General features: G+C 37.7%; 13 protein-coding genes. 4 read left to right on the forward strand and 9 right to left on the reverse strand.

The annotated features are described in order from the left end of the window. Positions 1-289 precede the first annotated feature (289 nt). A complete protein-coding gene (locus MZHIL_RS05635; RefSeq protein WP_013898406.1) occupies positions 290-880 on the reverse strand; it encodes a ferritin family protein in 591 nt (196 codons plus the stop codon). Positions 881-1,274: 394 nt separating this feature from the next. Here MZHIL_RS05635 and MZHIL_RS05640 point away from each other — a divergent pair, with 394 nt between their 5' ends. Continuing rightward, a complete protein-coding gene (locus tag MZHIL_RS05640) occupies positions 1,275-2,432 on the forward strand; it encodes an LL-diaminopimelate aminotransferase (RefSeq protein ID WP_013898407.1) in 1,158 nt (385 codons plus the stop codon). Between the two features lie 59 nt (positions 2,433-2,491). On the opposite strand, the gene aroC is transcribed toward MZHIL_RS05640, so the two are convergent. After that, positions 2,492-3,592: a chorismate synthase gene (gene aroC, locus MZHIL_RS05645; RefSeq protein WP_013898408.1), complete on the reverse strand. Its 1,101-nt coding sequence runs from the start codon at positions 3,590-3,592 to the stop codon at positions 2,492-2,494. 286 nt (positions 3,593-3,878) lie between these two features. Here aroC and MZHIL_RS05650 point away from each other — a divergent pair, with 286 nt between their 5' ends. Next, positions 3,879-4,640 (forward strand): ATP-binding protein, encoded by a 762-nt coding sequence (locus tag MZHIL_RS05650; protein WP_013898409.1) that lies wholly within the window; start codon positions 3,879-3,881, stop codon positions 4,638-4,640. Between the two features lie 49 nt (positions 4,641-4,689). Here the strand turns inward: MZHIL_RS05650 and MZHIL_RS05655 are convergent, their stop codons facing one another. After that, the gene (locus tag MZHIL_RS05655; RefSeq protein ID WP_013898410.1) at positions 4,690-6,033 is read right to left on the reverse strand and encodes a tripartite tricarboxylate transporter permease; all 1,344 of its coding nucleotides are present in this window, start codon (positions 6,031-6,033) and stop codon (positions 4,690-4,692) included. 257 nt (positions 6,034-6,290) lie between these two features. On the opposite strand from MZHIL_RS05655, the gene MZHIL_RS05660 reads away from it, so the two are divergent. Continuing rightward, entirely contained in the window at positions 6,291-7,211 is a 921-nt protein-coding gene (locus tag MZHIL_RS05660; protein WP_013898411.1) for a TIGR00269 family protein, read from the forward strand. Positions 7,212-7,246: 35 nt separating this feature from the next. On the opposite strand, the gene MZHIL_RS05665 is transcribed toward MZHIL_RS05660, so the two are convergent. From MZHIL_RS05665 to ftsZ, 5 genes are all read right to left on the reverse strand, one after another. Further along, positions 7,247-8,179, reverse strand: coding sequence for a hypothetical protein (locus tag MZHIL_RS05665; RefSeq protein ID WP_013898412.1), 933 nt, complete (start codon positions 8,177-8,179; stop codon positions 7,247-7,249). Between the two features lie 146 nt (positions 8,180-8,325). Continuing rightward, a complete protein-coding gene (locus MZHIL_RS05670; protein WP_013898413.1) occupies positions 8,326-10,344 on the reverse strand; it encodes a sodium-translocating pyrophosphatase in 2,019 nt (672 codons plus the stop codon). 312 nt (positions 10,345-10,656) lie between these two features. After that, positions 10,657-11,124 (reverse strand): hypothetical protein, encoded by a 468-nt coding sequence (locus MZHIL_RS05675; protein WP_013898414.1) that lies wholly within the window; start codon positions 11,122-11,124, stop codon positions 10,657-10,659. Positions 11,125-11,194: 70 nt separating this feature from the next. Beyond that, a complete protein-coding gene (locus MZHIL_RS05680) occupies positions 11,195-12,685 on the reverse strand; it encodes a dihydropteroate synthase-like protein (protein ID WP_013898415.1) in 1,491 nt (496 codons plus the stop codon). A 170-nt stretch (positions 12,686-12,855) separates the two neighbouring features. Continuing rightward, positions 12,856-14,046: a cell division protein FtsZ gene (gene ftsZ, locus MZHIL_RS05685; RefSeq protein WP_013898416.1), complete on the reverse strand. Its 1,191-nt coding sequence runs from the start codon at positions 14,044-14,046 to the stop codon at positions 12,856-12,858. Positions 14,047-14,410: 364 nt separating this feature from the next. Between ftsZ and MZHIL_RS05690 the strand changes: the two genes are divergently transcribed. Further along, positions 14,411-15,052, forward strand: coding sequence for an HAD family hydrolase (locus MZHIL_RS05690; protein ID WP_013898417.1), 642 nt, complete (start codon positions 14,411-14,413; stop codon positions 15,050-15,052). A 211-nt stretch (positions 15,053-15,263) separates the two neighbouring features. Here MZHIL_RS05690 and MZHIL_RS05695 read toward each other — a convergent pair whose 3' ends face one another. Continuing rightward, a complete protein-coding gene (locus MZHIL_RS05695) occupies positions 15,264-17,174 on the reverse strand; it encodes a beta-CASP ribonuclease aCPSF1 (protein WP_013898418.1) in 1,911 nt (636 codons plus the stop codon). Positions 17,175-17,198: the final 24 nt, after the last annotated feature.

Below are 17,198 nucleotides of genomic sequence, written 5' to 3' on the forward strand. Positions count from 1 at the left end.
ATATAGTAAAATGAATATTATTGAATAACTTTACTGATTTTAAGATCTGATTTGTCAGTCATTGAAGAGTCAATCTGTAGTCATCACTGTACAAATCGATATTCACCGTATGTAAACAATACATTTAAAACTGTTGGAAAATAGAAACCATTAAATAGAAGCATCGATTCAAAAACGTTATGTATTCCATGCTTTGAAATATATCAGTAACAGTTATTCCAAATAACATAAATGCATTTTAAAAAAAGAAAAAGTGCAATTCTGATTGTGCATTAACATGCATTCTAGTTCAGTTTACATTTTTCAGCATATTAGAATGAAGGTCTAAGTGGTCGGTTTCGATCTCAATAAGTGCAGTAAAAAATTCTTTAATACGCGGTTCAACGGCTTCATCTGCAAATCTAGAATAGGAATCTATGGCCCTTCTTTCTCTTTCCCAGCCTTCTTTTGTATTTTCAATAGAATCCTTGCTGCATTCCAGTTTATCTATTTTTGGTACTGCAATCTTGAGGAATTTGCATATTGCAGAAGCATGTTCAGCTTCAACTTTTTTCAAGGCCTTAAATTTAGCTAAATTGTATTCATCTTCCTTCGAAACTGCCTCTTCCATTGCACAAATATAAAACCCGGCATTGCTAACTTCAAGTTCAAGTGCGGATTCCAGATTCTTCCTACTTGTTATACTAAGTTCTACCTCAAACTCTGCAGAGTCCCATCTATCAGCTTCTATAATATATTTTGTCATGGCTCCACAGAAAGGACATCTGTCTGGTTTATCTGTTCCTATATACGGGTCACCGCATATTCTGCACCTGAATACCTGCACTTCATCGGTCATGTGTCCAGCCCCTTTATTGCTACGATCAATAAGTAAATCCATTTATCTATCTATCTATCTATCTATCTATCTATCTATCCAAATTATCAATCTGTGTACATATCTAAATTATGACTTAATTTATTTATCCCAGATGGAATTTGTATTCTGTATATGGAATTATCTCTTAATAAATAATGAGTTCCTTGGATTAACATGTTATCTTTTTCATACACAATCCACCAAATATCCAGCTTAAATACAATCTGAGCCGTCAATTGCTAATATAATAACAGTAATGTTTAAATCTGCGAAATATATCCATAAAACTTTTCTATAAAGGCATATGTGATAGATCAAGATAAATATCTTGATAGATTTTAAATAATAAAAAAAAGATTCCTTAATCAAACTATCAACTTGCAATATATGTTATTTGTTAATTAATGGTGAAAATATGTACGCAGACAGAATAAACGCATTACCAGCCTATCTATTTGCAACGATAGACGAAGCAAAATCAAAAATGGTCGAAAAAGGTGTGGATGTTATAGATCTGGGGGTAGGAGATCCGGATAAACCAACACCCTCTCATATTGTAGAATCAATGTGTGAAGCAGTAAAAGATCCTCAAAATCACAAATACCCTTCCTACAGCGGCCTGATAGAGTTCAGGAAAGCTGCAGCAAAATGGCTTAAAGATACCAGAAATATCAATGTGGATCCTGCAACTGAAACCCTTACAATGATTGGATCAAAAGAAGGCGTGGCACATATTCCACTTGCATTTATTAATCCAGGTGATGTTGCACTTGTTCCGGATCCTGCATATCCGGTATATAAGATCGGAACACAGTTTGCAGGTGGGAAACCACATATTATGCCTCTGCTGGAAGAAAACGGCTTTTTGCCAGATCTTGATTCAATTCCTCAGGACATAATTGCAAAAAGCAAGCTCATGTTTCTGAATTATCCAAATAATCCAACCTCTGCAACAGCAACCGTGGATTTCTTTAAAGAGGTCGTGGATTTTGCAGAAGATAACAATATTGTCATAGTTCATGATAATGCATATTCTGATATTGTTTTTGATGGATATAAGTCTCCAAGCTTTCTGGAAATCGATGGAGCCATGGATGTAGGAATTGAACTATATTCCCTATCCAAAACATATAATATGACAGGCTGGCGCCTCGCATTTGCCGCAGGAAACAGTGAAATAATCAATGGTCTTGGAAAGGTTAAATCCAATATTGATTCTGGTGCATTCGATGCCATACAGAAAGCTGGGATAACTGCACTTGCCAGTTCACAGCAGTGTGTTGAAGATATGAACAAAACATATACAAGCAGGCGGGATACACTGTTGAAGGGCCTGAAAGAGATGGGTCTAGAAGTAAAACCACCAAAAGCAACATTCTATGTATGGGCACCGGTACCTGAAAAGTATAAATCAATTGAATTTTCAAAGCTACTGCTTGAGGAAGCAGGCATTGTAGCAACTCCTGGTGTTGGATTTGGAGAATATGGTGAAGGCTATATCAGATTCGCACTTACTCGCTCTGTTGATAGAATAAGTGAAGCTGTTGAAAGAATGGGAAAACTCGAGATCTAAGGATGAAGTCCATATAATGAGATCCCATCCTTTGATATTTCTTATTTTATTTTTCTGGACTATTTTTTAAGAAGACTGACACTACTTATTGAACCGTTCTGCATCATGTGATCCACCAGAACAAGAGCCATCATAGATTCTGCTACTGGTACCAGCCTTGGAGGAATTGTAGGATCATGTCTTCCTTTTATTGATATGCCAGTATTCTTCATCGATTCCATATCAACCGTCTTCTGTTCTTTTGAGATTGAAGGAGTGGGTTTGACCGCCATTTTACATGTAATTGGCATACCTGTGGAAATTCCACCTATAATTCCTCCTGCATTGTTAGTTTCCATAAAAACATTTTCATCCCGCAGGCTTATTGCATCATTCATCTGACTTCCCTTCATTCGAGAACATTCAAAACCTGCTCCAAACTCAACACCTTTTACAGCTCCTATACTCATCATAGCCTTTGCAATATCTGCATCCAGTTTATCGAAAACTGGTTCACCAATACCTGGTGGCACTCCACGAGCTATAACCTCTACTACTCCCCCGATGCTATCACCTTCTTTTCGGGCAGAATCTACAGCGGCCTGCATCCGGTCTGCCGCATCAATATCTGCACATCTTACAGGGGTTTTTTCAAGATTTTCAACTATTTCATCAAAATCCATGGCTTTTGCTCGAATTCCTCCAAGCTCAATTACATGGGCAACTATCTCTATATCATATCGCAACAACAGCTTTTTTGCAATCGCTCCGGCAGCCACCCTGCTCACGGTTTCCCTTGCTGATGAGCGACCCCCTCCACGATAATCCCGGATTCCATATTTAGCCTGATACGGATAATCTGCATGCCCGGGTCTGGGTGTATTTTTCATATATTCATAAGAACTTGAATCCGCATCCTGGTTCCAGACAAGCATTGAAATCGGTGTTCCGGTTGTTATACCATTGAATATACCAGATAATATTTCTACTGAATCCTTTTCGGCCCTCGAAGTGGACATTCTGCTCTGACCCGGCTTTCTTCTGTTAAGTTCTTTTTGGATTTCATCCGGGACTATGGGAAATCCTGCAGGTACGCCATCCACAACAACACCTACCCCTCTTCCATGAGATTCTCCCCATGTAGTTATCCTAAATATTTTACCAAATGTACTTCCAGACATAATATGAAAAATCCTTTTAATTGTATTTTACTATTTTCTTGATCATTATTATTATTATTATTATTATTATAACATTTAATGTAGTGCTTTAAAGTTGTCATTCTTTAATTGTTTTTCAGAATAGAATCTTAAATTTAGAGAGTAGGTATGTTTTTAGAGAATATAAGTATGATTAGTGATATAATCAATATATTAATCCAAAACAGGGTTGAACAATTACCAGATTGTGCAGATAAATAAGATATATAGTGTTTTGATACACATATTCAATTAACAGAGGACTAAAATGTTCAAAATTGCAGTTACAGGAAAAGGCGGGGTTGGAAAAACCACACTTGCAGGCACATTATCAAGGATGTTTGCTAGAGACAGCTACGATTCACTGGCAATCGATGCAGATTCAGATATGAACCTTGCATCTTCAATCGGAATCAAGAATCCTCCAAAGCCTCTTACTGAATATAAAAACCTCATTGAAGAAAGAACGGGCGAGATTGGAGGTGTTTTTAAATACAATCCAAAAGTGGATGATGTTGTTGAAAGATTTGGTGTAATCGGACCAGATGGCGTTAAAATGCTTATTATGGGAACAGTTGAGCGTGGAGGAAGCGGATGTATGTGTCCTGCATCGTCTTTTTTGCGTGCTTTTCTCAGGCATGTAATCCTTAAAGAAAATACAGCTGTAATTCTGGATATGGAAGCAGGAATAGAGCATCTTGGAAGAGGAACCACACGTGGAATTGACCTTATGATAATTGTGGTTGAACCCGGAATGAGATCTATAGAAACTGCATCCAGAATTAAAAAATTATCTCAGGATATTGGAATAAAAAATATTGCAGCTGTTGTGAATAAAGGTCCATCGAAATCAGTTAAGCCCTATCTTGACAAGTTTGAAATACCGCTTCTTGGTGAAATCCCATATGACCCACAGATGGTTAATGCAGACCTTGAAGGGCTGGCACCTATAGACTACGGAGGAGAATCAGTTAATGCAATAGAAAATATAAAAGACCAGGTCCTGAAAATGATCAAGCATTCCAAATGATCCTTCTGTCATTATATGACCATATATGACCATTCAATATAATAATAAATCAAATGAAATAAATGATTACTGGTACCATTATTACTCCCATTGAATGTGATCTTCTTATGTTCATAAAAGGTGCCAGCATACCAACTGAAGTTGAGATAAGAAATATAACCAGTCCAAAAGTCCCCGTTGACAAAAAAACTATCATTAAGAGCGCTATGAGGACCCCCTGACATAACCTCAGATAATTAAGTTTACTCAGTAAGCTATGAATGTTGTCCCCTATAATTATTGTTGAAATATAGGACAATATAGATGCAAATAGGATAACTCCGACAAAAAGTGTAATTGAGAATTTACCCAGCATACTGATATCAAGAAGCTCATCAAAAGCCACCATTGCTCCGCTTCTTGCTCTTTCAATGATAATCAGAGCAAATAATCCAAATATTGAATTTGAGGTATTTACACCAGAAACAGAAACAAGGAATTCTTTTGAACTTTCACTTTCTTTTTCATCAAATTCACCGTATCTTTCAAAATTCTCCTTAATGCATAATCTTGCAATAATCGCCGCAACCGATGATGAGATTCCAGGAATCCAGGCAACAAATGAACCTGCAGAACTTCCTGCAACAATTCCTCTTAATATTCTTTTTCTTGAAAGGGATATACCTTTATTTATCTGTGAAGGAATACTGGAACCTGATAACATACTTACTATAAGCTGGGATGAGCCAAAAAGACCGCTCAAAAGAGGAAGAAGAATTGAAGAATTAAAAACATCAAGCGCAGGATCTATAAAATGTTCAAGTTGAAATGAGAAATATCCAAGAAACCCTGAAAGTAAAAACAGCATCAATGCATAAAATTTAAACTTAAAGTGTGCAAATGATCCCTGACCGGATATATACTCTCCATTTTCTGAAGATATCATAAGACAAGCAATCAAAATTAAAAGCCATCCCATATATTCCTGAATAAATGGATACATATTGTCAAACAGAATTATAAGCGGGAATAACAGAAACATGGAAAAAACAACTGCTCCTGCACTTCCCAGTGCAGACAGCCTTACAGCTTCGGGACCGTTTCCTTCAAGTAACAGTTTGTGTCCTGGGAGAACAGCCAGTGCTGTGCTGGAATCTGGTGCTCCTAAGAACACCGATGGAATGATGTCATGAAAAGAGTGTGACACTGAGTTTGAAAGGATCATTACAGCAATATAAAATGGGTAGAAACCGTATCCTTCCATCATTGATGCACCTGCAGCAAGAAGAAGGGCAAAGTTGTTGGTGTGAATTCCTGGTGTAAGACCTGAAAAAATTCCAAGTGTAAACCCGGCAAATATTGATAAAAAAAAGAGGAAGTATGAAAAATCTCCTGTCAGTACAAAATCATGCATAACCTTTCTTTCCTTAAATTAATCATCACTCTTTTTAATTGGTGAAATCCACCTTCCTAGCCGTGCCGCACAATCTATTCATTTTTTGTATGATCAATAAATAATCTTATAGATAATTAAATTTAGATTATAGTAAATTATTTTTTATATGTGACATATAGATGCATTTTATTATTAATAAATATTTACAATGTTGGACTGCTTTTCAATAAATAATATATATCATAATACATTTCGATGTGTTAGAGATATCAGATATGAGCAGTAAATGCACAAAATGCAATCAGAGATCTGTAATTTTTCAAAAATATTCAGGAATGCGTCTCTGCAGGAAACACTTCATTGAAGATGTGGAAAGAAAAATTAAGCTTACAATAAGAAAGGAAGCAAATATAGCAAAAAATGATACTATAGCTGTGGCTCTTAGTGGAGGAAAAGACAGCAGTGTTCTCCTTTATGTCCTTCATAAGACATTAAAAGAGAGGCCAGATATCAGAATCGTGGCAATTACAGTCGATGAAGGGATAGAAGGATATCGTTCCCATACAGTTCAAAGCGCAGCAATACTTGCTCAAAATATGGGAATTGAGCATATTGTAGTTTCGTTTGAACAGGAATTTGGAAAAAGTCTTGATGAGCTGATATCAGGTGAACGGGTGCAGGGAGCATGTACATACTGTGGGGTTTTGCGAAAATCACTGCTAAATAGGATTGCACGTAATATAGGAGCAACAAAACTTGCTACAGGGCACAACCTTGATGATGAAGCACAAACCATCTTTCTAAATCATATTCGTGGAGATGTAGAAAGGCTTGTAAGACTTGCACCAACAAGAGAACTTGATGGACTAATATTAAGATCCAAACCTTTAAGGAAAATCCCTGAAAAAGAGGTAGCTCTTTACGCGTTTTTGAACGACCTGCCTGTGGATTATAGTGAATGTCCATATGCTGGTGAAGCTATGAGAGGAGAAGTAAGAGATGTTCTTAATGATCTTGAAGTGAATCATCCAGGCACTAAATACTCAATTCTTAGTGGTTTTGATAAAATGGTACAGATTCTTGCAAAAGAATATACTCAAACCAATATGTCTGGATGCCAGATATGCGGAGAGCCCTGTAATTCCAATACCTGTCAGGCCTGTAAAATACTTGGAAGAAATATAATCGAATATTGAAATATCAGGCCAAATATAATTTCAGGCAATCAAATTCATTCATCATAATAGTTTCTGTCACTGTAACTTAGAAGATCACGGGGATCATAGACCACTCTGCCATTTTTGATAAAATACAGAAACGTCCACCATATAGCAGTTAGTGGAGGAATTACAGCAATTGAGAGAACAAAACTGATAATACCCCATAACATTGCCAGTGGATCTATCTGTCCAAATACCTCACCAATAACACTCATTGATATTGATATCAAGACCAGTACTAACCAGATAACCATAACCGCGATCTTATTAGTCATAAAGAATTTGAATGCAGCCTTCAAACTGCTAATAGGATCCATTCGATCAATAACAAGTATGTATTCTCCCATTACCAGAGTAACATTGATTATTATCGCATAAATGATCCAGATAAACAGACCACTGATTAAAAGGTATGCGTTTTCAATGAAAAATAAAGGATCGGCAATAAAAGCTGTAAGATCTCCAATGGCCCTCATTCCCGGTATGATAAAAATGATCCCGGCCAGCATAATCAGTGAAATGAGTACATTTAACAGAAAAAGATTAATCACATGTTCTCTTCCTGACCTTGACATTTCACCAAGACCTGTATTTCCGGTCTCGGCTACCTGCCTTATCATACCAATTGCACCAGCCGTAAAGTAAGCCTGAATAAAATAAACTATTAAAATGGTAACTACAAGGCCTGCAATGAACAGAAGAAGATAATCCGATAAAAACGTAACAGCCATCTCAAGAAAACTTTCTGGAGACATTGTTGCAATATATTCAGGACTAAGATGGGTTATAGATGGTATAATGACCAGTAAACTAAACAAAACAAGATAAGTAATTCCAATTACAGCACTTATGAAAGTCATCAGGATGAAAGGTATAGAAATCACTAAGTTTCTGGACCATGCTGAAAAACCTTTGTTGAGAACCGTCACAATATCGTCTGTCATCCTAATCCCTTATAAGGTTATATTTATAAATAAATTGATAAAATCCATTATGTAGAAAAATTTTATGTTTTTCTTTCTTGAAATTTTTGTTTTTATTTAAAATATAAAAATAATCCGCCAAAAATAAAGGCGGATTAAAACTTAATTTACAGCAGTCCTCCCCCTATGAATAGGGATGAGAACAACAATGCCACAACATTGACCACTTTTATAAGTGGATTGATCGCAGGTCCGGATGTATCCTTGAAAGGGTCACCTACAGTGTCACCAACAACAGCAGCTTTATGAGCTTCAGAGCCTTTACCTCCGTGTGCACCATCTTCGATCAATTTCTTAGCATTGTCCCATGCACCTCCGCCATTTGCCATTGTTAGAGCAAGCAGAAGACCGGAAGCTATGATACCAATCAGAAGTCCTCCAAGTGCCAGTGGTCCCAGTATAACTCCCACTAATATCGGAACGGCCACTGCAAGTATTCCTGGAATAGCCATCTCTTTAATTGCTGCAGCTGTAACAATGTCTACACAGCGCCCATATTCCGGCTTTGCGGTTCCGTCCATTATTCCGGGAATTTCTCTGAACTGTCGACGTACTTCATTTACCACTTTAAAAGCGGCTCTGCCAACAGCACGCATTGTGACCGCGCTGAATATGAAAGGAAGCAGAGCACCAATGAAGAGTCCTACAAGCACCAGTGGATTGTCCAGGGCAAGAACTCCGATGTCAAGATCCACCTTATGTCTGTAATCTGCAAAAAGGGCCAGAGCACCCAGTGCAGCTGAACCTATAGCATATCCCTTTGTCACAGCTTTTGTAGTATTGCCAACAGCATCAAGAGCATCGGTAATTTCCCGTACATCTGAGGGCAGACCTGCCATCTCAGCAATGCCTCCTGCATTATCTGTAACCGGACCATATGAATCAAGTGCAACAATCATACCGGTTGTAGAAAGCATAGCAGCAGCAGCTATCGCAATACCATAAAGTCCTATTGCCGGAGCAGTTGCACCGCCAACAACAAAGAAAGCTGCCAGAATTCCACCTGCAATAACTATCATTGGAAGAGCAGTACTTTCAAATCCAATAGCAAGACCTGAAATTACATTAGTACCGGCTCCAGTTTCAGAAGATTCGGCTATAGTTTTTACAGGTCTGTAGCTGGTGGATGTATAATATTCGGTAAAAACTACCATCAGAACCATTATCACAACACCAACAAGTGCAGCGAAATAGAATCTAACATCTCCAAAAAGCCAGACTGTTACAAAATAGAATGCAACCATACATAAGATCGCAGCAACTGCAACTCCTTTATAGAGAGCTTTCATGATCTTGCCGTCATCACCAACTTTTACAAAAAACATTGCTATGATCGAAGCAAATATGGCAACTGCACCAAGAATCAGTGGATACAGTATTGCATTTGGATGTATCTCAATAATAAGTGAACCAAGCAGCATAGCTGCAAGAACTGTAACTACATATGTTTCAAATAGGTCAGCACCCATTCCTGCACAATCACCCACATTGTCACCAACATTGTCTGCAATAACACCAGCATTACGTGGATCATCTTCAGGAATTCCGGCTTCAATCTTTCCTACCAGATCAGCACCAACATCTGCAGCTTTTGTATATATACCTCCGCCAACCCTGGCAAAAAGACTGATAAGACTTGCACCAAAAGCAAAGCCCAGAATTAGATCAACATCACCATACACAATATAAAACCCACTGGTTCCCAGCAATGCAAGGCCGACTACGGCCAGACCTGTCACAGCTCCTCCACGAAATGCAACTGACAGAGCATGTTTAAGGTTTTTTGAAGCCGCATGTGCAGTACGTACGTTTGCCCTTACTGATACGTTCATTCCAATGTATCCCGCCAGAGCAGAACTTGCAGCTCCTACCAGAAATCCAATCGCTATTTTAGGGCCCACATCTCCAAGTAAAACCAGTATCAAAACTGCAATAATAATAGCAACAACTGCTATTGTTTTAAACTGGCGGTTAAGGTACGCCATTGCACCTTCCTGGATCGCCAGTGAAACCTCTTGCATTTTTTCAGTACCTGTTCCTTCTTTAAGCACACTGCGCGCAAAAAAAGCAGCAAATACCAAACTGATTATACCTGCTATAGGGGCAAGATATATCAAACCATCCATAATGTCACTCCTACAACTTTTTTATTTACATAACATAATTCAGTTTTACAATTTTTAATCTGAAACTATCTGTAAATTGATCAGTGAAACGACAATTAGTATGTTAATTTTACACCCGATTTTTGTGACGTTCATCGGTAATATCTTCACACATAAATTTACAGATAGATATCGAATCAGATAATTAATGTCACGAGCAGATTGAAATAGAACACAATAAATATGAATCTATCGATTAATTGATCTATCAGATTCCTTTAGAATATGAAAAATAGTTACAGAATGTTTTCAATACTTATATGAATTACAAGATTACATTCCGCCACCAATCTGCAACAGTTCAAATTCGATACTGTCTGGTATACATGCTCTGAATATAAAAACGTTGCATCTCATATTTCTGGCTTCAGATATTGCTCTTTTATGCTCGACACTGAGTTCATCTTTTTCAGAAGCAATACATAAAGACTTTTTATCTGATTTTACCAGAAAATCAAAGTAACTGCCATAGGCTTTTAGAAAGTCCACAAAATTCTTTAATTCATTCCATGTATCACACATATGTATGTTTTTTGTGACAGAATTGGCAACATACCAGTCTCTACTCATATAGGGATATTCAATATACTGCTGGTTAAGTTCTTCATACGCTTCAATAATCCGATCCATATCACGCCTTAAGTTGACCCATTTCCATTTCTGATCTGAAAAGTATCTGGCAGCCACTATAGTAATAATGGCATCTCGGTCTTCCTGCTCCAATTTCACAATATCACCCATTATTCATTCATCCTCTAATCTATATACTGTTATATATCTTGTGGAAAAGATCAAAAATCCTGAATGAATATTAAAAATCATCATCCTGGGCATAACTTCGGTCATATTTGATTGCCAGTTCAGCCCTGGCCAACTCACGACCAAGATACCCGGCATGCTCTAAAGTAGAAACAAGTCCTTTTTCAATAAGAGTATTGAGTACAGAGCTGGCAGTTTTACCTACAACACATGCCCTTTTATGCTGGGCAATAATTAAACTTCCTTTGAACGAACTATCTGAATACCGTGATCTGGAAACAATGCCTATCTTAACGGGACCTTTTGGATCAAGTTCCCATGATTCACTTTCCACAGCAAATAATGGATCTTCACATAAATCAGCTTCAATGCGCTTTCTTTTCTCTTTAAGCTTCAGAAGATCTATGCCCAGGTCTTTAGGAGAACTGTTTCTTTCACATGCAACAGTCATCATCATAGAAGCAGTAGTTAATTCTTCAATAGATCCATGTGTCTTATCACTATACTCAGGGGTGAATAATATAGCTGCACCTAGCTCAGATGCAATTCCACAAAGAACAGCATTTACTCCTATAGAATCAGCATCAATTAGTTCTGTTACGTTACCAGACCCAAAAAACAGAGGAATATCAGGAAAATCTTTACTGAATTCATAGTACCGTACAATGGATCTAGTTATTCCGTGTCCTACAGGATCAAGCACAGGATCAGCTATAATATATTTTATTCCGAAATTTTTTGCTTTTTTGATATTATTAGCTAGACTCCCAATATCCCCATCAGAATCAGGAATTATAACTGCTGTAGCAGTGTGAAACGCAACATGCTTTCCAACCTGATCAATATTGCTGCCATTTAAGCTCAGTACTATATCAACACCTCCTTCAAGTGCTGTTTTTATCAAATCTGGTTCAAGTGTATCTATACTGATAGGAACACTGGAAACTGAGCGTGCGGTTTTGACCGTGCTTTTAACCTCTTCTGGAGTAGCATTCATTGATGATCCCAGATCTATTATATCTGCACCTTTTTTTACAAATTCTTCTATTTTGCTGATCAGTAATTCTTTAGACATAGAAGTTGAATCAACTATTTCTGCCATTACTTTCATACGTGAACTGCCACCTATTTTCAGATCATTTATCAGCAACTGAGGGACAGATCTATCTTCAAGATCAGAAACTTTATCTATTGCTAGTTTTTTTCGGATATCAGATAACAGTTCACATGCAGGTACATTTTTAGAAAATTCGAAATCTTCAACAAAATCCAGCACATAGCCAAGATCATATGCATGCTTTGGACCAAGGTACACTTTGCAATCCATTTTCTTTTCAACAATGGAAAAATCTCCCGATGCAAGACCGGGTACAAATAATATATCATATGTATTGGGTTTTTGATCCATTAACGCAACAAGTAATCTAGATGGAGTGATAAACGCTGCAATGTCTGTATCCACAATCAGGACATCAGCTCTTGACTTAACGGACTTGCGTACTGTTTCTTCTGCTTGGCGACCGGTAGCAACCAATATTTTCATACTCAGGAATAAAACAGGATACTAAAAAAATATATCCATAAAATCTTAACATATGTCATTAATAAGGAAAAATAAAAGCTATTGAAGAGAATCCTAATTTACATTCCAATTGATAGAGAGTAAAAAGGATTCTCAACCATGTTCTGGTCTCAAAATTGAGAATATTCCAATTACTGTATCATATCTATGATCGATCCACCATTCTTACCTGATGAAACAGATTCTACTGAAGATGGATTTCTTCTTCTGTTCATGTTGGCATTTGTAGTGCCATACATGTTTTCATACGAACTTGAGGATGCAGATCTTCCAACAATGTTTGATTCATAGGGACCACCCAGGATCTGTGGAGACTGAACTCCGGTCATGATCGCCATAACCCTTATTTTTCCTTCATAATCTTCCCTGATTCTTGCACCCCATATCACATTTGCGTCCGGTGAGAGTTCATAGGTCAAAGATGCGGCCACCTCTTCAGCTTCCTTCAGGCTCAGATCAGTACCACCGGTTATGTGCACCAGACTACCGGTTGCGCCCCTGTAATCAACATCCAGCAATGGATGGTTCAGTGCAGCACGGACTACATCATCACTCTTATCCTGATGCTTGCTTTCACCAACCAGCATAACAGCTACACCACCACATGACATTATAGACTTGATGTCCGCATAGTCAAGATTAATAAGGGACGGCTGTGTGATAGTTTCTGTAATTCCTTTTACGGTCTCTGATATGAGCTGATCCATAACTGAAAAAGCCTGTTCGATCGGAAGGTTTGGTACATAATTAAGGAGTCTGTTATTATCAAGGACAATTACTGTATCAGCAGCCCTACGAAAATCTTCCAGTCCTTCTTCTGCTTTGAAAGTTCTTGCACGCTCAACTCTAAAAGGACTCGAAACCATACCTACAACTATAGCACCCTGTTCTTTAGCAACTTCAGCCACCACAGGAGCAACACCAGTACCGGTTCCACCTCCCATTCCTGCAGTTACAAAAACAAGATCACTGTTCTTGAATACCTCTTCAAGTGTTCCGCGTGCAAGTTCTGCCGCTTTCTTACCTACTTCCGGATAACCGCCTGCACCCAACCCACGGGTCAGTGTTTTTCCAACAAGGATCTTTTTATCTGCACGTATATTATCAAGGTGCTGTTTATCAGTGTTGATTGCTACTGTTTCAGCACCTTCTATACCAATATTATATAGTCTGTTGACGGTATTGTTACCTGCTCCCCCACAACCAACAATCATTATTCGGGGTAATCCGAATTCTTCAAACTGATCATCCATTGTGAGTGATTGTCTATACTCTTTTTCATTTTCTGTGTGCTTTAAAGCTTCCTGTACTATTGACTGCAAAGTTCATCCCCTCTTTGCTGAATATATTTTTTGTTCGATACGAACTGATTCTGCTTTGACTGAAACCAAACATAAATGAGTTTAAGATATCCAGACAAAAGACATCGATATATTATAGTTCAGCCCTCTATAAGTATATTGCCAGACAGGTGACTTTTGAGCTAAAAGCCAGCTGATCAACAATATATAAGTGCCTGAATCATATTTTGATTATATTTATATATATAGTTATCGCAAAAAATTAAATATATTTACTTTTGCTACTAAAAATCAACACAGTGCTGATATATCAATCACATAAACATAACATGATATCCGATTCCATTGAACAAATTTTATTATCATTCACTTCCATTTTAAACATATGTTGAAAGCAATAATTTTTGATATGGATGGAGTACTCATAGATTCAATGCCATATCATGCAGATTCATGGATATCTGCCTTTAATAAAGTAGGTATCAGTGCGACCAGAGAAGATATATACAGCATGGAAGGATCGAACAGTAAAGGCATGGTCAAGAAAATCTTTTCAAAAAATAAAAGAATACCAGAAGAAAATCACTACAGGGAACTACCAGTTATCAAAAGAGAGATTTTTTTTAAAATAAAAGAAATAAAAACTTTTGATGAGATTTATCCATGTCTTAACCTATTGAAAAATAAATATAAGCTAGCTGTTGTCTCAGGGTCAGATCAAAAAACCGTCACAAGTATAATAGACCGGATCTTCCCGGAAATATTTGAAGTGGTGATTACTGGAAGTGATGTAAATGAAGGTAAACCTTCTGCAGAGCCCTATCTGAATGCTATCAGGAAATTAAACGTTAAGGCAGATGAAAGTATAGTTATTGAGAATGCGCCTTTTGGAGTTGAAGCTGCTAAAAATGCAGGAATATATTGTATAGCTATTCCAACATATATTGATTCTAATCAGCTAAAAAAAGCAGATCTTATATTGGAAAACCATTCTGCTCTGAAAGAGTATTTTAAAAAGTTGATTTGAAAATAGCAATCTTACCTGGATAGCTGAGATAACGTCCTTTAAGCTACATTGGGTCTGGCAAATATATCTAAAAATGAATATGATTGGATTCGGCTATGTCACATAATCTGACACAGAGTATAAATTATTTAGTGTCCAGAAAAGTACTTTCCATGATATAACACCAGAGAACACTTTCCTGGAAGGAAACATAGCTTTTTGAATTCTTTTTTTAGACAAGTCTTACAGTTTCAAGGTTAGTAAGTGCACGAGTTTCAAGTCTGTATTTTTTGTACATAGAACTGGCAAGATCTATGCAGGAACTTTCCTCCCCATGCATTGTAAATATTCGCTCTGGCCTTGGTTTCATCTTCTTTACATAATCCATCAGCTGTTTTCTATCGGAATGGCCTGAAAAGCCATCCACTATTTCAACTTCCATATTCATCTTAACCATATCAGAGCCATTTTTGGCGGGAAGTGGAACTTCTTTCCATCCTTTCTGGATACGTCTTCCCATTGTTCCATCTGCCTGATATCCTACAAACACCAGAGTGTTACGTTCATCTGGAGCAAATGCTTTAAAGTAATCAAGTATCGGGCCAGCATTCATCATACCAGCAGTTGCAAGGATGACACAGGGATGAGGATCATCAATTATATTGCGGCGCAATTCATTTGAATCAACTGATCTAAAATTCTCAGAAAGAAATGGATTCTGTCCCTTCTGGAAAATAAGTTTTCTAAGATCATTGTTCAGATACTCAGGATAGGTCGCATGTATAGCAGTGGCTTCCCATATCATTCCATCAAGGTATACAGGTATATCACTGATGATTCCCTTTCTGATAGCTTCTTCCAGAACAATCATAACTTCCTGGCTTCTTCCAACCGCAAATGCGGGGATTAGTACGATACCATTTCTGTCAATAGTTCTTTTGACAATATTCTGAAGATTTTTTTCAGCTTCCTTCAATGATGGTTGAATAGCATTAGAATTGCCGTATGTGCTTTCAGTAATCACTGTTTCAACCCGGGGAAACTTATTCACTGCAGGATCAAATAATCTGGTAGGACCGTATTTATAGTCGCCTGTCATAACAATATTGTGTCGGCCATCGCCAATATGGAAATGCGAGATCGAAGAGCCAAGTATATGACCGGCGTTATGGAACGTTAGCTTGATATCAGGAGCAATATCTGTGACCTCTTCATAATCCAGTGTTATTGTATGCTTTAGAACTTCACGTATATCTGCAGATTCATAGGGGATCTTTCGGGCATCTCTTGCTGCAACATCGATGTAATCAAGCTGTAGAAGGGCCATCAAGTCACGTGTTGGCGGTGTACAGTATATAGGACCTTCATACCCATATTTATATAGTAGTGGTACTAGGCCCTGATGGTCCAGATGTGCATGCGTAATCACTACCGCATCCAGCTGGTTGAGTGGATATGCTTCAGGCACATACAGATATGGAGTCATGTTTTCATCAGAACCAACATTAACTCCACAGTCAACCATCACCCGGGACTCGGGGGTTGATAGGACAAAACAGCTCCTTCCAACTTCACGGCATCCACCAAGTGAAGTTATTCGTACCCACTCATCTTTGGAAGTGCACTCCCTATGGATTTTCCTACCAACTGTCTTAAGTATCTCTTTCCTTTCTTTGAGGTTGGTTCTCATAAATTCACGAATATTATTTACAGTCCTCGATTTAATTGGAGGGGTTCTTACTACTTTTGGAGTCCAGCCAACTTTTTTAGTTATCTCACGCAAAGTTTCTCCATGTTTACCAATGACCAATCCAGGCTTTTCGGCCTCGATAATCACCTCTCCCACATCTTCATCAAAATAGTAATTAGATATAACAGAATCTTCAGGAACAGTAGCTTTTATCTTTTCAATAGATTCTTCCGGTGCCAGTAGCACCTTTGGGTCAGGCCTGACAACTATACGTGTCCTGAGATTTTTAGCTAAATTTCTTACAAGGTTACCATTGTCTGCAAATTTACGGGGCTCTTCAGTATATACCACAAGTTGAGGACCTTCAAATTCAACATTTGATATTGTAGTATCACTGGGCAATGCGTCTTCAATTTTCTTTTTTAATTCTGATAGAATGTCTTCAATCGCCATTAACAAGCCTTCCTGTTTCAAAAA

Source organism: Methanosalsum zhilinae DSM 4017, assembly GCF_000217995.1.
GTDB lineage: Archaea > Halobacteriota > Methanosarcinia > Methanosarcinales > Methanosarcinaceae > Methanosalsum > Methanosalsum zhilinae.

Bases quoted from the DNA above. Each gene is read 5' to 3' on its own strand.
- MZHIL_RS05635 (WP_013898406.1), bottom strand. From the start codon at position 880: ATGGATTTACTTATTGATCGTAGCAATAAAGGGGCTGGACACATGACC.
- MZHIL_RS05640 (WP_013898407.1), top strand. From the start codon at position 1,275: ATGTACGCAGACAGAATAAACGCATTACCAGCCTATCTATTTGCAACG.
- aroC (WP_013898408.1), bottom strand. From the start codon at position 3,592: ATGTCTGGAAGTACATTTGGTAAAATATTTAGGATAACTACATGGGGA.
- MZHIL_RS05650 (WP_013898409.1), top strand. From the start codon at position 3,879: ATGTTCAAAATTGCAGTTACAGGAAAAGGCGGGGTTGGAAAAACCACA.
- MZHIL_RS05655 (WP_013898410.1), bottom strand. From the start codon at position 6,033: ATGCATGATTTTGTACTGACAGGAGATTTTTCATACTTCCTCTTTTTT.
- MZHIL_RS05660 (WP_013898411.1), top strand. From the start codon at position 6,291: ATGAGCAGTAAATGCACAAAATGCAATCAGAGATCTGTAATTTTTCAA.
- MZHIL_RS05665 (WP_013898412.1), bottom strand. From the start codon at position 8,179: ATGACAGACGATATTGTGACGGTTCTCAACAAAGGTTTTTCAGCATGG.
- MZHIL_RS05670 (WP_013898413.1), bottom strand. From the start codon at position 10,344: ATGGATGGTTTGATATATCTTGCCCCTATAGCAGGTATAATCAGTTTG.
- MZHIL_RS05675 (WP_013898414.1), bottom strand. From the start codon at position 11,124: ATGGGTGATATTGTGAAATTGGAGCAGGAAGACCGAGATGCCATTATT.
- MZHIL_RS05680 (WP_013898415.1), bottom strand. From the start codon at position 12,685: ATGAAAATATTGGTTGCTACCGGTCGCCAAGCAGAAGAAACAGTACGC.
- MZHIL_RS05690 (WP_013898417.1), top strand. From the start codon at position 14,411: ATGTTGAAAGCAATAATTTTTGATATGGATGGAGTACTCATAGATTCA.
- MZHIL_RS05695 (WP_013898418.1), bottom strand. From the start codon at position 17,174: ATGGCGATTGAAGACATTCTATCAGAATTAAAAAAGAAAATTGAAGAC.